Below are 13,738 nucleotides of genomic sequence, written 5' to 3' on the forward strand. Positions count from 1 at the left end.
CTGAGAAGTTGCTCGCGGCTGTAGACGGGCAGCAGAAAAATAAACCTCCTGCACCAGGAAGTATGCTCTGATGCTACAGCAAATTCTGTGCATGGAAGACGGTCCGAACCCCCTGACGTCCCCGAGAGGGTGCCCTGTGACCTCCATGGCCGCCCGGGTGCAGCCAGAGGGAATTTCGTATTACCTTGATCTGGGTGCCAGCGGGATGATCACTAAGCCCTTCGATTCCTTGATGCTGGCAAGCCAAATCAATGCTCTTTGGCAGGGCAGAACGCCATGACCTTGCCACAGGAAGCCCTGGCTACTCCCGAAGCATTCCCCGCGCAGCCGTTGCTGTTTCTGCTCGAGGATGATGCCCTGGAGCTTGTCCACCTTGAGCACGCCCTGGCAAAGAGGGGCTACCGGGTGCAGGGCTTCACGCAGTCCATGGCCTTCCGGGAGGCATTGAGCGACCCATATGCCGAGGAGCCGGCCGCGGTGATCATCGATATGATCCTCGAGGATAGCATCCTGCAAGGGACCGAGATGTTCCGGGAACTCGGCCTCGGCGGAAGCGATGGGATTCCCGCCGTGGTGATCTCGATGCGCGACGACCTCGAGGCAAGGCTTGCCGCCCTGCGAGCCGGGGCCTGTCGTTACCTGACCAAGCCAGTGGATTCCGGAAATCTCGCTCAGCTGCTGGATACCCTGAGCGGGCGTCAGCCAGCCACGCCCTACCGCGTCCTGCTGGTGGATGACGATCCTATGCTGCTAGAAAGCCAAACGCTGATACTTGAGCACGCCGGCATGGATGTTTTTTCCCTAGACGAGCCAATGGCGCTGCTCGAGGCCATGGCGCAGTGCGCGCCGGATGTGGTAGTGCTCGATGTGCATATGCCCGAGGTAAGTGGCCCCGAGCTTGCCGCCATCCTGCGCGAACAGGACAACTATCTTGAATTGCCGATCCTATTTCTTTCCACGGAAACCGATTTTCAGCAGCAACTTCAAGCGCTGAACCTCAGCGACGACTTTCTGGTCAAGCCGGTGGTGCCCGAGCACTTCATCGAGGCGGTGACAGTGCGCGCTCGCCGCAGCCGCCAGCACGGCGCCATCCGCAAGCGCCTGGAAATCTCGTTCTACGAACGCGAGCGCGAACACCTGGCGCTCAATCACCATGCCATCGTCAGTGTTGCCGATGGTCGCGGCCGGATCACCGAGGTCAACGAGCGTTTCTGCAAGCTGAGCGGCTATTCGCGGGAGGAACTTCTGGGACAAAACCACCGCATCGTGAAATCCGACGTTCATTCGCCGGACTTCTATCATCAGCTATGGCAAACCATCAGCAGCGGCCGGGTATGGAAGGGCGAGATCTGCAATCGCGGCAAGGATGGCCACCTCTACTGGGTGGAGTCCACCATCACCCCCTTTCTCGACGAGCAGGGTAAACCCTACCAATATGTCTCGATCCGCACCGATATCACCCGGCTGAAACAGGCCGAACTGGAGCTCAAGGCACACGAGCGCGAACTCACCGCCACTCTGGAAGCCACCCAGGATGGTATCCTGGCGGTTGGGCCCGACCGCCGCGTGAGTTTTGCCAACGATCGTTTCTTCGAACTCTGGGGATTGCCTTCATCACAAGTCCACCAAGGAGTGGATGAGCGCGAACACCTTAGAGCGGTACAACACAAGATAAAGCACCCAGATAGAAGGGATTTCCTTGAGCACTTCGATATGCTCTACCAAAGCCGAGACATCCTCCACGATACCCTCGAGCTTATCGATGGCCGCTTCCTCGAGGCCTTTTCCCAGCCGGTGATTGACGGTGACGCCATCGGCCGAGTATGGAGCTTTCACGATGTCACCGAGAGCAGGCGCGTTCAGGCCGAGGTGGAGCATCATAAGGAACGCCTGCGTCGCGGTCAGATGTACGCCAACATCGGCACCTGGGAGTGGGATATTCAGAGCGGGGCACTCTACTGGACCGAGCGGGTCGCGCCCCTGTTTGGCTACCGGGAAGAAGAAGTTGGGCCTTCCTACGAGAACTTCATCCAGGCGGTGCACCCCGAGGACCGGGATGCCATGAACGAGGCCATTCGTGCCGCCATCGAGGATGGAGCGCTCTATGAATGCGAGCATCGGGTGGTATGGCCTGATGGCAGCGTGCGCTGGCTGCTCGAGCGCGGTGCCGTGCTGCGTGACGAGAAGGGCGAGCCTCTGCAGATGCTTGGCGTGGTACAGGACATCGATGCGCGCAAGCGTGCCGAACTCGCCCTTGCCGAGCGCGAACGCGAGCTCCTCGAGGCTCAGCACATGGCGCATATCGGCAGTTGGCGGCTCGATCTGCTGACCGATGAGCGGATCTGGTCGGCGGAGGTCTACTGCATTCTCGGCTACTCTCCACACGACGTCATTCCTTCCACCGAGGTATTGAAAGCGCGCATTCATCAGGAGGATCATGTTCGGCTCGAGGAAAGCCTTGAACGCGCAGGGGAAACTGGCGTGCATGACACGACCTACCGCATCCTGCGCCCGAGCGGAGAGATGCGCCATGTGCACGAGCTGGCTCGGATGGAGCAGAACCAAGAAGGACAGCTTTCGTTGCTGGTCGGCACCATCCAGGACATTACCGAGCGGGTTGAGGCCGATCGGGAGCTACGCGAGAGTCAGGAACGCTTCATCTTTGCTGTGGAAGGTGCCGGCGACGGCGTCTGGGACTGGAATGCCCACAACGGCATCATGCATTTCTCGCGGCTTTACATGGTGATGCTGGGCTACCGGCACCATGAACTGGCTCATCATATCGATACCTGGGCCAAGCTTGTGCATCCGCAAGACCTTTCCCATGCGCAGGATAAGTTTCAGGATTATTTCGAAGGTCGCTCGAAGAGCTACAGCATCGAGCTGCGTTTGCGTTGCAAGAATGGCCACTACAAGTGGATACTTTGCCGCAGCACTATTGTTGCCCGGGACACCGAGGGACGGCCGAGCCGGGTGATCGGCATCCACAGCGATATCGACGCCCGTAAGCAAGTAGAAACGGCTCTGATCAACGCGCGAGAGGAAGCAGAGCGAGCCAATCGCGCCAAGTCTGAGTTCCTCTCCAGCATGAGCCACGAGCTGCGTACCCCGCTCAATGCCATCATCGGTTTCGGTCAGCTTCTCGAGTACGAGGAAAGCTTCGACGAGGACCAACAGGATAATGTCGCTGAGATTCTCAAGGCCGGACACCACCTGCTCGTGCTAATCAACGAGGTGCTCGACTTGGCCAAGGTGGAATCAGGGCATCTGGACCTTTCACTGGAGTCTGTCTCGGTGGCCGAGGTGGTGGAGGAATGTCTTGGCTTGGTGCGCGGCCAGGCCACCGAGCGTGGCATTCGGATCAATACTCAAGGCCTCGAGAATGGCGTGGTGCGGGCTGATCACCTACGGCTCAAGCAGGTGCTGCTCAACCTGCTCTCCAATGCCGTCAAGTACAACCGCGAGCAGGGCCAGATACAGGTAACGCTCCATTCACTTGACGCGGAACACCTGCAGATCCGGGTCACTGATACCGGCAAGGGCATTGCGCCTGAACACCGGATAGCCCTATTTGAGCCTTTTAACCGTTTGGAAGCGGAGGGCAGTCCTATCGAAGGTACCGGCATCGGCCTGACCATCGCTCGCCGTATCACTGAACTCATGGGGGGTCGCCTGGAAGTAGAAAGTGAGCTCGGGGTGGGCAGTTGTTTCTGCATCGAACTGCCTGAAAGCAAGTAACAAAGATACAAGATGAGCAGGTTTGACGCCGACATACCCTGTCTATTCCCTATCGACAAGAGCTGGAGGCTCATGTTTTACATGCCTGATATGGATGAGAACTATATCAAGACCGGCGGGATTATCGTCATCGACGACGAGCCCACCAACCTCAAGCTCGTAGACCGGATGCTCCGCGCTCAGGGCTACCTGAATCTCCAGCTTATCGACGATTCACGGGAAGTAGTGACTCGCTACCGGGAGGTGGGGGCATCCCTGATCCTGCTCGACATCAATATGCCACACTTGGACGGTTTTGCGGTGCTCGAACAGCTCCAGGCATTGGACGACCCATTGCTACCGCCCGTCATCATGCTTACCGCCCAAAGTGACCGGGAGTTTCTGCTTCATGCCCTTTCTCTCGGCGCGCGGGACTACATCACTAAGCCCTTTGACCGTGCCGAATTTATGATGCGGGTTCGTAATCAACTCGAAGTGCATCTAGCTAAGCGCATGATGCACGAGCAGAACGTGGTACTTGAAGAAATGGTGCGCCTGCGCACCGAGGAAGTGAGCCGCACCCGCCTTCAAGTAGTGCGTCGCCTGGGGCTCGCCGCGGAGTATCGCGATGAGGAGACTGGCGAGCACGTTTTGCGCATGAGCCGCAGCTGCGAGTTGATAGCCCGGGAGCTGGGTTGGAGCGAAGATCAGTGCGAGCTGATGCTGCTGGCAAGCCCCATGCACGACATCGGCAAGATCGGCATTCCCGACCGTATCCTGCTTAAACCCGGCAAGTTCGAGCCTGATGAATGGGAAATCATGAAGACCCATGTGACCATCGGTGTGCGTATGCTTGAGGGCGATGACTCGGACTTGTTGCGTCTGGCGCGAGATATCGCCCTGGCCCACCACGAGAAGTGGGACGGCACCGGCTACCCTAACGGCACTGCCGGCGAGGCGATTCCCCTTTCGGGAAGAATTGCCGCCATCAGTGATGTCTTCGATGCCCTGACCTCACCACGCCCTTACAAGCGGGCCTGGCCGTTGGACGAGGCCCTTGCTTTAATCGAGGAAAATCGCGGTAAACACTTCGACCCCGCGGTGGTAGATGCTTTCTTCAAAGTGCTGCCGGAGATTATCGAAGCACACGAACATTACCGTGATCGCAACGAAGTACCTTCTTGAAAGTATTTTATGAAAATTTATTAAAGTAAACTTAATTTTTTCCGATAGCTACTTAACAAGGTGCAGAGATTCAGATCAAGGTGCATTGGTCCAAGCTGATCTTCACTGGCCGTGGGCAACCTCCGGCAGCGATCAGAGTTTTTGCGTGGTGGCGATGCTGGGAAATCGTAACAACACCTTGGCGATTTCCAAGGAGGTCAAGGTTGTTCCTCCTACCGAGCATGCTGCGTTTGATCTTCTTCAATCTTTCAGTCCTAACCCGCTCTGAGTAATGTATTCTCAAGTGAAATATCCTGGAAGCTTGGACCCGCGACAAAATGATGACCAAAACTCAAATTTTTCTGCGCGTCACACCGTCTCAGGCTTCGCAGATATTACAACGTTATGCCAAGAATAGGCGCATGGAGCAGTCCAGAATGGCTTCGGCTGACCTGTGGGAAGGTGAGGTCGGCTGGCTTGCATTTCAATGCACTGATCTTGCTGGCCCTCCTACTACATCCGAGCCAGGAACTGCTCGACATGCCAAGGGTGTCGCCGTCTCCTTCTATTGGATGGGAGAGGAGGGCTACACGGATGGGATACCCACCGATGCTCGGTCTGATGTCCTTTATCACGTTTTTCAGGATTCGCTTTTTTCCAAGAAACCACGCTACCAGCGCAGCATGATAGCCCTTGGTAGTGGTGCTTCACAGTTATTGCTGGCTGGCGTCAAGGCAGATCCGTTGGCATGTGCGTTACATTGGTTAAGGCGTGATGAGGATGTCGCCATCCTTCCCAAGCGTAACTGGTGGCCGGAGTGGTTGCGGAAAAAACGGGCTTCTCATTACGGCTTTGTCTGGGCGCGTTGGCTAGAAAGTGAAGGTGAGTCACTGCTGAATTATCATGAAAGGTCTGAATTAATAGAATAATCTTATAAGTGGTGGAGTGACATTGAAAGTGCACCTGACGCAACGCCGAGCCTGTGCCACCCTTATTTCTTGTTCACATGAAAAAGGGAGTAGGTTATGTATAAGGCATTAGTGGTTTCCAGCAAGTCTTATTTAGACTTTCCACGTAGCCTGGAGTATGACGAGCATCTTGAGGCTGGGGATACAATTGATATCCTGGGCGAAAACATGACGGTTCTGGCTGTGCGGCCTGCAGAAAACGTGGATGCCCATGATTTTATAATTACCGTCGAAGGGCGTTATGACGCCTCACAGGCTTAAAAAGGAGGGCCTTGCCGGATAGATGATCGGCAGGGCCTGCTTGTTTCAAATTCAAGGCTGTTCGGCGCTCGGTCCAAATATTTACTGGCATTTTTCAAGTGATTGTCATGGCCTTAAAATTATACCGTTATTTTGTTTGGCAAACTGTTACAAATAACGGCTAGCTGAACAGTCACTTTAACGGCATCTTCTGCTGTGCTCATGGCATCGTGGCTCCTGTGAAGAGTGGCTGTCTGTTATCCCAATGAAGTATCGCGAAAATCCCTACCCCCAACAGCAGGTGTGCCGAAGAGAGATTCACCAAGTGAACTATGCTGCTTCTTGGAAACCTTTTTAGGGAGTTGCATGGAAGCACTATGGAAAGCAACCGGTACTGAGGCTGAAAAATACCCTGTGCTAGCGAGCAGTCGAAGGAACTGCCTATCAACCCCTTGGCACAACGTGACTCATCCGGATAAACTTGCGTCGGGAACCATAGACCGGCATTCTTGTCTGTTGTTGAATAACGCTTTTAGGGAGCATACCAACGATGGCTTATCAAGAAACCAATGTAACGCATCGAGCAGGCAGTGGCGTAAATGCTGCCAGTACTAGCAAGGTATTGCGCAATACCTATGCGTTACTGGCCATGACCTTGTTGTTCTCGGCAGTCACTGCCGGCGGCGCCATGGCGATGGGTATCGAGCGGATGAATATCTTCGTCTTTTTCATCGGTGCCTACGGCCTGATGTTTCTGGTACATAAAACGGCTAACTCGGCAATGGGTTTGCTCGCCACCTTTGCTTTTACCGGCTTTATGGGGTTCACACTGGGGCCCATTCTGTCCTCTTACCTGACGCTCCCTAACGGGGCGGCTCTGATCATGAACGCGCTTGCCATGACGGGCCTTACTTTCGTGGGCCTCTCCGCTGTAGCATTAGTGACCAAGAAAGATTTCAGTTTCTTGGGAAATTTCCTGATGGCAGGCGCTATCGTACTGATCCTGGCCATGGTTGCCGGATTGGTTTTCAATATTCCTGCGCTCTCTCTGATGGTTTCAGCAGGCTTTGTGCTGTTTGCCTCCGCTGCCATCCTCTACCAAACCAGTGAGCTGGTACATCGTGCGGGCGAAACCAACTACATTCTAGCGACCATCACCTTGTATGTTTCTATCTATAACCTGTTTGTCAGCCTGCTGGCCATTCTGGGTATCATGAGCAACGATTGATCCCAGCAAGATGTGAAAACAGGTAAAATACTAACTGACCCTCGCCGAAAGCAAGGGTCAGTTTTTTTTATGCCACGTCCAGTGCTTATGGTGGTATGACATTCGATCCGGAATTTTCAGGTGGGCCCTTTATGCATTATGCCTTGCTAGTAATGGGTGCGCCCTACAGCCACCAAGCGGCACATTCCGCGCTGCGTTTTGCCCAGGCGATTATTCGTAAAGGGCATCATCTTGACGCCGTATTTTTCTATCATGACGGTGTACACAACGCCTCGACGTTGATGTCTCCCCCCCAGGATGAATTGCATATGCGTAATACTTGGGTCGAGCTGCACGACGCGCATGGCACGCGTCTCGAGGTGTGCATTGCTGCGGCACTTCGCCGGGGGCTGTTGGATGCTCAAGAAGCCAAACGCCATGCCAAGACGGCTCATAGCCTTGAAGCGCCTTTTGAGCTAACCGGCCTGGGGCAATTATTGGAATTGCAGCGTCAGTGCGATCGGTTGATAACCTTTGCGCCATGAAAAAGAGGAAAAACCATGACAGCCGATTTACTGGTGATACTGCGACATGGCCCCTATGGAAGTAGTTGGTTACGTGAAGGCTTGGATATCAGTCTGGTAGCGGCTGCCTTCGGGCAGAAGGTCAGTCTTATGTTTTTGGGAGAGGGCGTGCTGGCGCTAATGCCGGGCCAAGTGAAAGGTGCACCGGGCCAGAAAGCCACAGCGCCGATCATCGATATGCTGACCATGTATGATATCGACAGGCTTCTAGTTTGTAGAGACGATTTGCAGCGTATGGGGCTGCAGGCAGAAGAGCTGTGTGTGGCTGTTGAGGTTATTTCTGGCGAAAACATAAGCGCCGAGCTTACCCATCATAGCAATGTGCTCAATTTCTAAGAGAGCTTTTGATGATTTTACACATTCTTAATCGTGCCCCAGCGTCAGGTGCAGTGGTCTCCCAGACGTTGAGGGCGGTGAGTGAAGAGGATTGTTTGCTGCTGATTGAAGATGCCGTTCAAGCCATCATGTTTCCTGACTGGGAAGGGTGGCAATTGATGAAAGGCCACATTTATGTGTTGGAAGAAGATGCCCGAGCGCGAGGGCTTGGAGACTTGATTAGTCCTAATGTCAGCTGCATCAATGTAGATGAGTTTGTCGAGCTTACTGAGCGCGCCACTCAATGTATCAGCTGGTTTTAGGTTCAGGACGGAGCTTAAATATGTCAAATACAGAAATATACCGTTATCTTGATTTACAAAATACTATACCTCTTGATCCCGAAAACTATTTAATCAATATGAAACAATGGACACCAAAAATTGCTGAAACATTAGCAGAACAGGAGGGATTAATTCTTGCACCGGAGCACTGGGAAATTATAACGCTTGTTCGAAATTTTTATCAGCATTATGAAATGGCACCTGCCATGCGGCCATTAGTTAAAGCTGTGGCTATGGAACTAGGCGAGGAAAAAGGGCGTTCGATTTATCTGATGCAGCTTTTCCCGGGTAGCCCCGCAAAACGTATTGCCCGTCTTGCCGGACTGCCCAAACCAACCAACTGCCTTTGAGCTGAAAATCACCGTTTATTCTAATTCGATTTTTTTCATTGAAGGGTGAGTCACAGAATGAGCGTGGAGGTTTATGGTGCCGTCATGTTATCAAGCAGTTAAGCTATCTTGGAATGGCCGATACAAAGTTGATAGGAGTGCGAACATGGTCATCAGAAATACAGGTTTTTCTGAGCGTCCCCCGAATGAAGAGCAGCCCCGGCAACCGCCTCGGCCGGAAGATGACCCGATGCAGCCTGATCCTCCCCCGGATGAGCATCAGCCTCAACAGCCCCCACGCCCAGAAGATGAACCCAATAAAAAGCGGCCTCATGATATTCCGCCGTTCCCAAAGCCACCTCTTCCTCCAGGCTGAAGTTCATCGATTTTATGGGCCGCTTTTATAAGCCAGGGGCTGTCATGACAGCTTACGTTCACGGGCATAATAGAGCAGCGGCACCACCAGAAGCGTCAGCAGGGTGGAGGCGGCTAGGCCGAAGACCAGCGAGATGGCAAGGCCATTGAAGATGGGGTCGGCGAGTATGAAAAAGGCACCGAGCATGGCCGAGACAGCAGTCAGGGCGATGGGCTTGAGACGCACGGCACCGGCAAACACCACTGCCTCTTCAAGAGAGACGCCTTCGTCGCGCAGCTGGCGGATGAACGTCACAAGCAGGATGGAATTGCGCACGATGATGCCGGCAAGGGCAATCATGCCGATCATGCTGGTGGCGGTGAACTCTCGCTCGAGCAGGGCGTGACCCGGCAGGATGCCGATAAGCGTCAAAGGAATAGGTGCCATAACTACCAGGGGCAGGCTGTAGGAACGAAACTGAGCCACCAGCAACACGAATATCATGAAGACCCCCACACTGTAGGCCAGGCCCATGTCGCGGAAGGTCTCGTAGGTGATCTGCCATTCGCCGTCCCACTTGAGGGCTGGGCGTTCGGGTAGCACCGGCTGACGGATGAAGGTCTGCTCCGGGGCGTCGTTTTGGCTTGCAAGTTTTTCCACCGTTCTGAACATGCCGTAGAGGGGCGAGTCGATCTCGCCGGCCATGTCCGCGGTGACATAGGTCAGCGGCAGGAGGTCCTTGTGATGGCGCACCCCTTGCCAGTCGGCCTCCCTTATTTCGGCGATGCTTGCAAGGGGTACCGGTATGCCGTCGCGGCTGCGCACGGCAAGCGACAGCAGCCTGGCGGGTTGGGCCTTGTCGCCTTCCTCGAGGATCAGGCGAATGGGCACGGGGTACTTGGCCTGCTCATCATGTAAATAGCTTGCCGCGCTGCCCTCAAGGCTTGCTTGAAGGGCCATGACCACCTGGGCCTGGGAAACGCCCAGACGTGCGGCCCTGTCGCGGTCGACCACCACGTCCCACTTGCGGGTAGGCGCATGCAGCGTGGTGTCGATATCTACCAGGCCTTTCACCGCGTGCATCTGCTCGGCAACCCGGTATGCCAGGGCGGCACGGCGCTCGGGCGTCACCGCGTAGACTTCCGCCACCACCGGCGAGAGTACTGGTGGGCCCGGCGGTACCTCGACGATCTTCACCCGGGCCTCGTGACGTGCGCCGATGGCCTGCAAAGGCTCGCGCAGGGCAAGAGCAATGGCGTGGGAGCTGCGGCTACGCTCGTCCTTGTCGGCAAGGGCGATCTGGATGTCGCCCTGATAGGGCGCCTCACGCAGGTAGTACTGGCGCACCAGGCCGTTGAAGTTGATCGGCGAGGCGGTGCCGGCATAGCTTTGCCAGTGGGCGATCTCGGGCACGCTCTCCAAGTGACGGCCCATATCCAGCAGCACCCGCTGGGTCTGCTCCATGGGTGTGTACTCGGGCATGTCCACCACGACCTGCAGCTCGGACTTATTGTCGAAAGGCAGCATCTTGAGAATCACCACCTGAAACACCGGAAGCGAAATTGCGCCCAGCAGCAGTCCCAGCAGGGCAAGGCCCAGCAGACGGCGTCGCCAAGGGTGCTTACCGAGAAAGGGACCCAGCAGGTTCCCAAAAAGCTGCTTGATGCGCGGGTTCACCCCTTCGGCCGAGTGGCCTTGTTCCGATGCCTCCCGGTCCTTGGCTTGCATGTCTTGGTTCTTGGTGCCCTGATCCTGCGCGTTTCGCTTCTTGGCAAGCAGGCGCAGGGCAAGCCAGGGCGCGACCACAAAGGCCACCAGCTGAGAGATGACCATGCCGGCGGAGGCGTTGATGGGGATAGGGCGCATGTAGGGCCCCATCAGGCCCGTGACGAAGGCCATGGGGATGAGTGCCGCCATGATGGTGAGGCTGGCCATGATGGTGGGCGTGCCGACCTCGTCCACGGCCAGAGGGATGATGCGTCGGGCCGAGCCTTGGCTGTTCTTGAGGCGCCGATTGATGTTTTCGGTGATGACGATGCCATCATCCACCAGGATGCCGATGGAAAATATCAGCGCGAACAGCGAGACCCGGTTAAGGGTAAAGCCCCAGGCCCAGGAGAACACCAGGGTCAGCAGCAAGGTGATCAACACCGCAGTGCCCACGATCAAGGCCTGGCGCCAGCCCATGGCCGCAAGCACCAGCAGCATCACCGCCAATGTGGCCGAGACCAGATCACGGATCAGGGTCTGGGTCTTGTCGGTTGCGGTCTTGCCGTAATCGCGGGTGACAACCACTTCGATTCCTGGCGGCAGGGTGCGGTTGGTAAGCTCTCCGAGGCGCGCCTCGATGGCGGTGGTGATGTCGATAGCGTTTTCGCCTGTCTTCTTGGCGATGGCAAGTGTCACGGCCGGATAGAGCCTTCCGGGCTCCGCGCCCGGCCGGTCAGTGTCGCCTGCCGGGCCGAAGCCCATCATCACGCTCTGGTCGGGCACGGTGCCGCCACGACTGATATCAGCGACATCAGAAAGTCGCACGGCGGCATCATCGTACATGCCCACCACGAGGTCGCGCACGTCTGTCACCTCCTCGAGCAGGGTACCGGCTTGAAGCGGCAGCGACATGCCATTCCGAGTCACCCGAGTCTCTCGGCTGCTGGTGTTGGCGGCGCGAAGGGCTTCTTGAAGGTGATCAAGGGTCAAACCAACACCGTTCAGCCTGGCAAGGTCGAGGCGGACATCCACTCGGTCGGGGATGCCCCCCACGGTATACACATCCCGGGTGCCCGGGATGCGCTTGAGAGCCACTTCAAGCAGGTGAGCCAGACGGGTGAGTTCTTCGCCGCCGTGACGTTCATTCGGATCGAAGAGGGTCAGAGTCATGATCGGCACGTCGTCGATGCCGCGTGGTTTGACCAAGGGCTGGCGTGTACCCAGGTCCGGCGGTAACCAGTCTTGGTTCGAGTAGACCTGGTTGTAAGTTCTGACCAAGGCCTCCTGCCTTGGCAGGCCCACCTCGTATTCGAGGGTGATCACGGCCTGGCCCGGCCGCGACATTGAATAGACGTGCTCGATACCCTTGACCTCGCTCAGCACCTGTTCTGCGGGAGTGGCGACCAGGCTTTCCACCTCCGATACCCCGGCACCGGGAAAGGCCACCAGGATGTCCACCATGGTGACCTCGATCTGGGGTTCCTCTTCCTTGGGCGTGATGAGGATGATGACCAGACCCATCAAAATGGCAATACCCGCCAAAAGCGGGGTCAGCTTCGAGTCTTGAAAGACCCGGGCAATGGCACCGGAAGGGCCGACTTTAGGGGAGCCGTCTTTCATTGAGCGCGGCCGGTCTGGGCCTTGGGGTCGGCAAGAATGCGCTCACCGGCATCGAGCCCTGCAAGCACCTCGAGACGGCCGGCCTCCTCGATGCCCACCCGCACTTGGCGCAATCGCGGCTGATCTTCTTCATCAAGCACGAAGACGGCGCGGAGTTCGCTTCGCCGGATCAGACTCTCGGCGGGAATCCAAAGGGCTTCGCGACTCGCTACCACGACTGCCACCTTGGCAAGCATACCCGGAAGCACGCCGGCTCCCGGTGAGTTAAGGCGCAGACGTAGGCGCACAGTATCGCTTCGCGGGTCGGCCTGGGGGTAGATGGTTAGTGTATCGGTTGCTAGCGGCTGCCCTTCGGCAAGGCTGACACGGATGCGCGGGTTTTCTCGCACCCAGGAAAGATGGCGCCGGGGCAGGGCGGCCTCCACCCGAAGCGGCGCCAATGCCAGGGTATCGAAGAGCGGCTGGCCCGGACGCACGGCCTCACCCGGCTCCACGTGACGCCGGGTAAAGACACCGTCACTCGCGGCACGCACCTGTGTATAGGCGAGTTGCTGCTCGGCCTCGGACACGCTGGCAAGTCTATGTTCACGGCGGGCTCGGGCGGCATTCAGCCGGTTGGTGGCTTGGTCGAAGGCCTGTTCCGAAGCGAGATCTCGGTTGCGGATAGCGCGGATGCGCTCGAAGCGCTGGCGGGCATCCACAAGGTTGGCCTCGGCTTCCTCGAGGGCTGCCCGAGCCTGATTCAGACGGGCGCGTTGCTCGGTGTCTTCCAGGCGCAGGATCAGGGTGTCGGCGACGAAACGGTCATCCACATCGAAGGGCAGTTCGGTCACCCGGCCGCTGGTCTGGGCCGAGACGGTGCTGTGCTTGACGGCTTCCACGAGGCCATCCAGCACCAGGGTTTCGTCCAGTGTCTCCCGGGTGACGACGGCCGTGGACAAATCGTCACCGATGGAGCTCGCCATGCCCGGCATGGAAATCAGGAAGCAGGCGAGCAGCACCCGGAAGCGAAGCTTCATGGATTGATCCTCTGTTATCTTGTATAAGCATATATCCTAGAGTGTAGTCGTAGCCGACTGCTGCTACTGAGGCCTTTGCACTTCAATACCGTATGACCGAGTAAAAAACTGACTTATATCAATTTCAACCGATAACTGGCCAATCCAGCGCGTTCTTTTTTACCCG

At 56.6% G+C, this 13,738-nt stretch carries 13 protein-coding genes; 10 read left to right on the top strand and 3 right to left on the bottom strand.

The window, feature by feature from the left end:
* The first annotated feature begins 70 nt into the window (after positions 1-70).
* The 10 genes from GPM19_RS07985 to GPM19_RS08030 all read left to right on the top strand — a co-directional run bounded on the left by GPM19_RS07985 (position 71) and on the right by GPM19_RS08030 (position 8,889).
* Positions 71-280, top strand: a complete 210-nt coding sequence (locus GPM19_RS07985; RefSeq protein ID WP_160418524.1) for a response regulator — start codon at positions 71-73, stop codon at positions 278-280.
* On the top strand, positions 277-3,738 hold the full coding sequence (locus GPM19_RS07990) for a PAS domain-containing protein (protein WP_160418525.1): 3,462 nt from the start codon (positions 277-279) through the stop codon (positions 3,736-3,738). The genes GPM19_RS07985 and GPM19_RS07990 overlap by 4 nt, the downstream gene beginning before the upstream one ends.
* 81 nt (positions 3,739-3,819) lie before the next feature.
* Positions 3,820-4,902: an HD-GYP domain-containing protein gene (locus tag GPM19_RS07995; protein ID WP_227842279.1), complete on the top strand. Its 1,083-nt coding sequence runs from the start codon at positions 3,820-3,822 to the stop codon at positions 4,900-4,902.
* Between the two features lie 317 nt (positions 4,903-5,219).
* Positions 5,220-5,810, top strand: a complete 591-nt coding sequence (locus GPM19_RS08000; RefSeq protein ID WP_160418526.1) for a hypothetical protein — start codon at positions 5,220-5,222, stop codon at positions 5,808-5,810.
* 96 nt (positions 5,811-5,906) lie between these two features.
* Positions 5,907-6,110 (top strand): hypothetical protein, encoded by a 204-nt coding sequence (locus GPM19_RS08005; protein WP_160418527.1) that lies wholly within the window; start codon positions 5,907-5,909, stop codon positions 6,108-6,110.
* Positions 6,111-6,639: 529 nt separating this feature from the next.
* Positions 6,640-7,317, top strand: coding sequence for a Bax inhibitor-1/YccA family protein (locus GPM19_RS08010; RefSeq protein WP_160418528.1), 678 nt, complete (start codon positions 6,640-6,642; stop codon positions 7,315-7,317).
* Positions 7,318-7,448: 131 nt separating this feature from the next.
* Positions 7,449-7,841 carry a sulfurtransferase complex subunit TusD gene (tusD, locus tag GPM19_RS08015; protein ID WP_160418529.1) on the top strand — a complete coding sequence of 131 codons (393 nt, stop codon included), beginning with the start codon at positions 7,449-7,451 and terminating at the stop codon, positions 7,839-7,841.
* A gap of 15 nt (positions 7,842-7,856) precedes the next feature.
* Positions 7,857-8,216, top strand: a complete 360-nt coding sequence (gene tusC / locus GPM19_RS08020; protein WP_160418530.1) for a sulfurtransferase complex subunit TusC — start codon at positions 7,857-7,859, stop codon at positions 8,214-8,216.
* An 11-nt stretch (positions 8,217-8,227) separates the two neighbouring features.
* The gene (tusB, locus tag GPM19_RS08025; RefSeq protein ID WP_160418531.1) at positions 8,228-8,518 is read left to right on the top strand and encodes a sulfurtransferase complex subunit TusB; all 291 of its coding nucleotides are present in this window, start codon (positions 8,228-8,230) and stop codon (positions 8,516-8,518) included.
* 20 nt (positions 8,519-8,538) lie between these two features.
* Positions 8,539-8,889: a TusE/DsrC/DsvC family sulfur relay protein gene (locus GPM19_RS08030; protein ID WP_160418532.1), complete on the top strand. Its 351-nt coding sequence runs from the start codon at positions 8,539-8,541 to the stop codon at positions 8,887-8,889.
* Positions 8,890-9,041: 152 nt separating this feature from the next.
* On the opposite strand, the gene GPM19_RS08035 is transcribed toward GPM19_RS08030, so the two are convergent.
* From GPM19_RS08035 to GPM19_RS08045, 3 genes are read right to left on the bottom strand one after another with little or no spacing between them, the layout of a single operon-like run.
* Positions 9,042-9,251: a hypothetical protein gene (locus GPM19_RS08035; RefSeq protein ID WP_160418533.1), complete on the bottom strand. Its 210-nt coding sequence runs from the start codon at positions 9,249-9,251 to the stop codon at positions 9,042-9,044.
* Positions 9,252-9,286: 35 nt separating this feature from the next.
* A complete protein-coding gene (locus GPM19_RS08040; RefSeq protein ID WP_160418534.1) occupies positions 9,287-12,553 on the bottom strand; it encodes an efflux RND transporter permease subunit in 3,267 nt (1,088 codons plus the stop codon).
* Complete coding sequence (locus GPM19_RS08045) at positions 12,550-13,572, bottom strand: efflux RND transporter periplasmic adaptor subunit (RefSeq protein ID WP_160418535.1); 1,023 nt, start codon at positions 13,570-13,572, stop codon at positions 12,550-12,552. The genes GPM19_RS08040 and GPM19_RS08045 overlap by 4 nt, the downstream gene beginning before the upstream one ends.
* Positions 13,573-13,738 lie beyond the last annotated feature (166 nt).

This window comes from Vreelandella zhuhanensis (assembly GCF_009793355.1).
Taxonomy (GTDB): domain Bacteria; phylum Pseudomonadota; class Gammaproteobacteria; order Pseudomonadales; family Halomonadaceae; genus Vreelandella; species Vreelandella zhuhanensis.

What these genes read in the sequence shown, in the direction of transcription:
- GPM19_RS08045 (WP_160418535.1), bottom strand. Translation starts at nt 13,572, where the DNA reads ATGAAGCTTCGCTTCCGGGTGCTGCTCGCCTGCTTCCTGATTTCCATG.
- GPM19_RS08030 (WP_160418532.1), top strand. Translation starts at nt 8,539, where the DNA reads ATGTCAAATACAGAAATATACCGTTATCTTGATTTACAAAATACTATA.
- GPM19_RS07995 (WP_227842279.1), top strand. Translation starts at nt 3,820, where the DNA reads ATGCCTGATATGGATGAGAACTATATCAAGACCGGCGGGATTATCGTC.
- GPM19_RS08040 (WP_160418534.1), bottom strand. Translation starts at nt 12,553, where the DNA reads ATGAAAGACGGCTCCCCTAAAGTCGGCCCTTCCGGTGCCATTGCCCGG.
- GPM19_RS07990 (WP_160418525.1), top strand. Translation starts at nt 277, where the DNA reads ATGACCTTGCCACAGGAAGCCCTGGCTACTCCCGAAGCATTCCCCGCG.
- GPM19_RS08035 (WP_160418533.1), bottom strand. Translation starts at nt 9,251, where the DNA reads ATGAACTTCAGCCTGGAGGAAGAGGTGGCTTTGGGAACGGCGGAATAT.
- tusD (WP_160418529.1), top strand. Translation starts at nt 7,449, where the DNA reads ATGCATTATGCCTTGCTAGTAATGGGTGCGCCCTACAGCCACCAAGCG.
- GPM19_RS08000 (WP_160418526.1), top strand. Translation starts at nt 5,220, where the DNA reads ATGATGACCAAAACTCAAATTTTTCTGCGCGTCACACCGTCTCAGGCT.
- tusB (WP_160418531.1), top strand. Translation starts at nt 8,228, where the DNA reads ATGATTTTACACATTCTTAATCGTGCCCCAGCGTCAGGTGCAGTGGTC.
- GPM19_RS08010 (WP_160418528.1), top strand. Translation starts at nt 6,640, where the DNA reads ATGGCTTATCAAGAAACCAATGTAACGCATCGAGCAGGCAGTGGCGTA.
- GPM19_RS07985 (WP_160418524.1), top strand. Translation starts at nt 71, where the DNA reads ATGCTACAGCAAATTCTGTGCATGGAAGACGGTCCGAACCCCCTGACG.
- tusC (WP_160418530.1), top strand. Translation starts at nt 7,857, where the DNA reads ATGACAGCCGATTTACTGGTGATACTGCGACATGGCCCCTATGGAAGT.
- GPM19_RS08005 (WP_160418527.1), top strand. Translation starts at nt 5,907, where the DNA reads ATGTATAAGGCATTAGTGGTTTCCAGCAAGTCTTATTTAGACTTTCCA.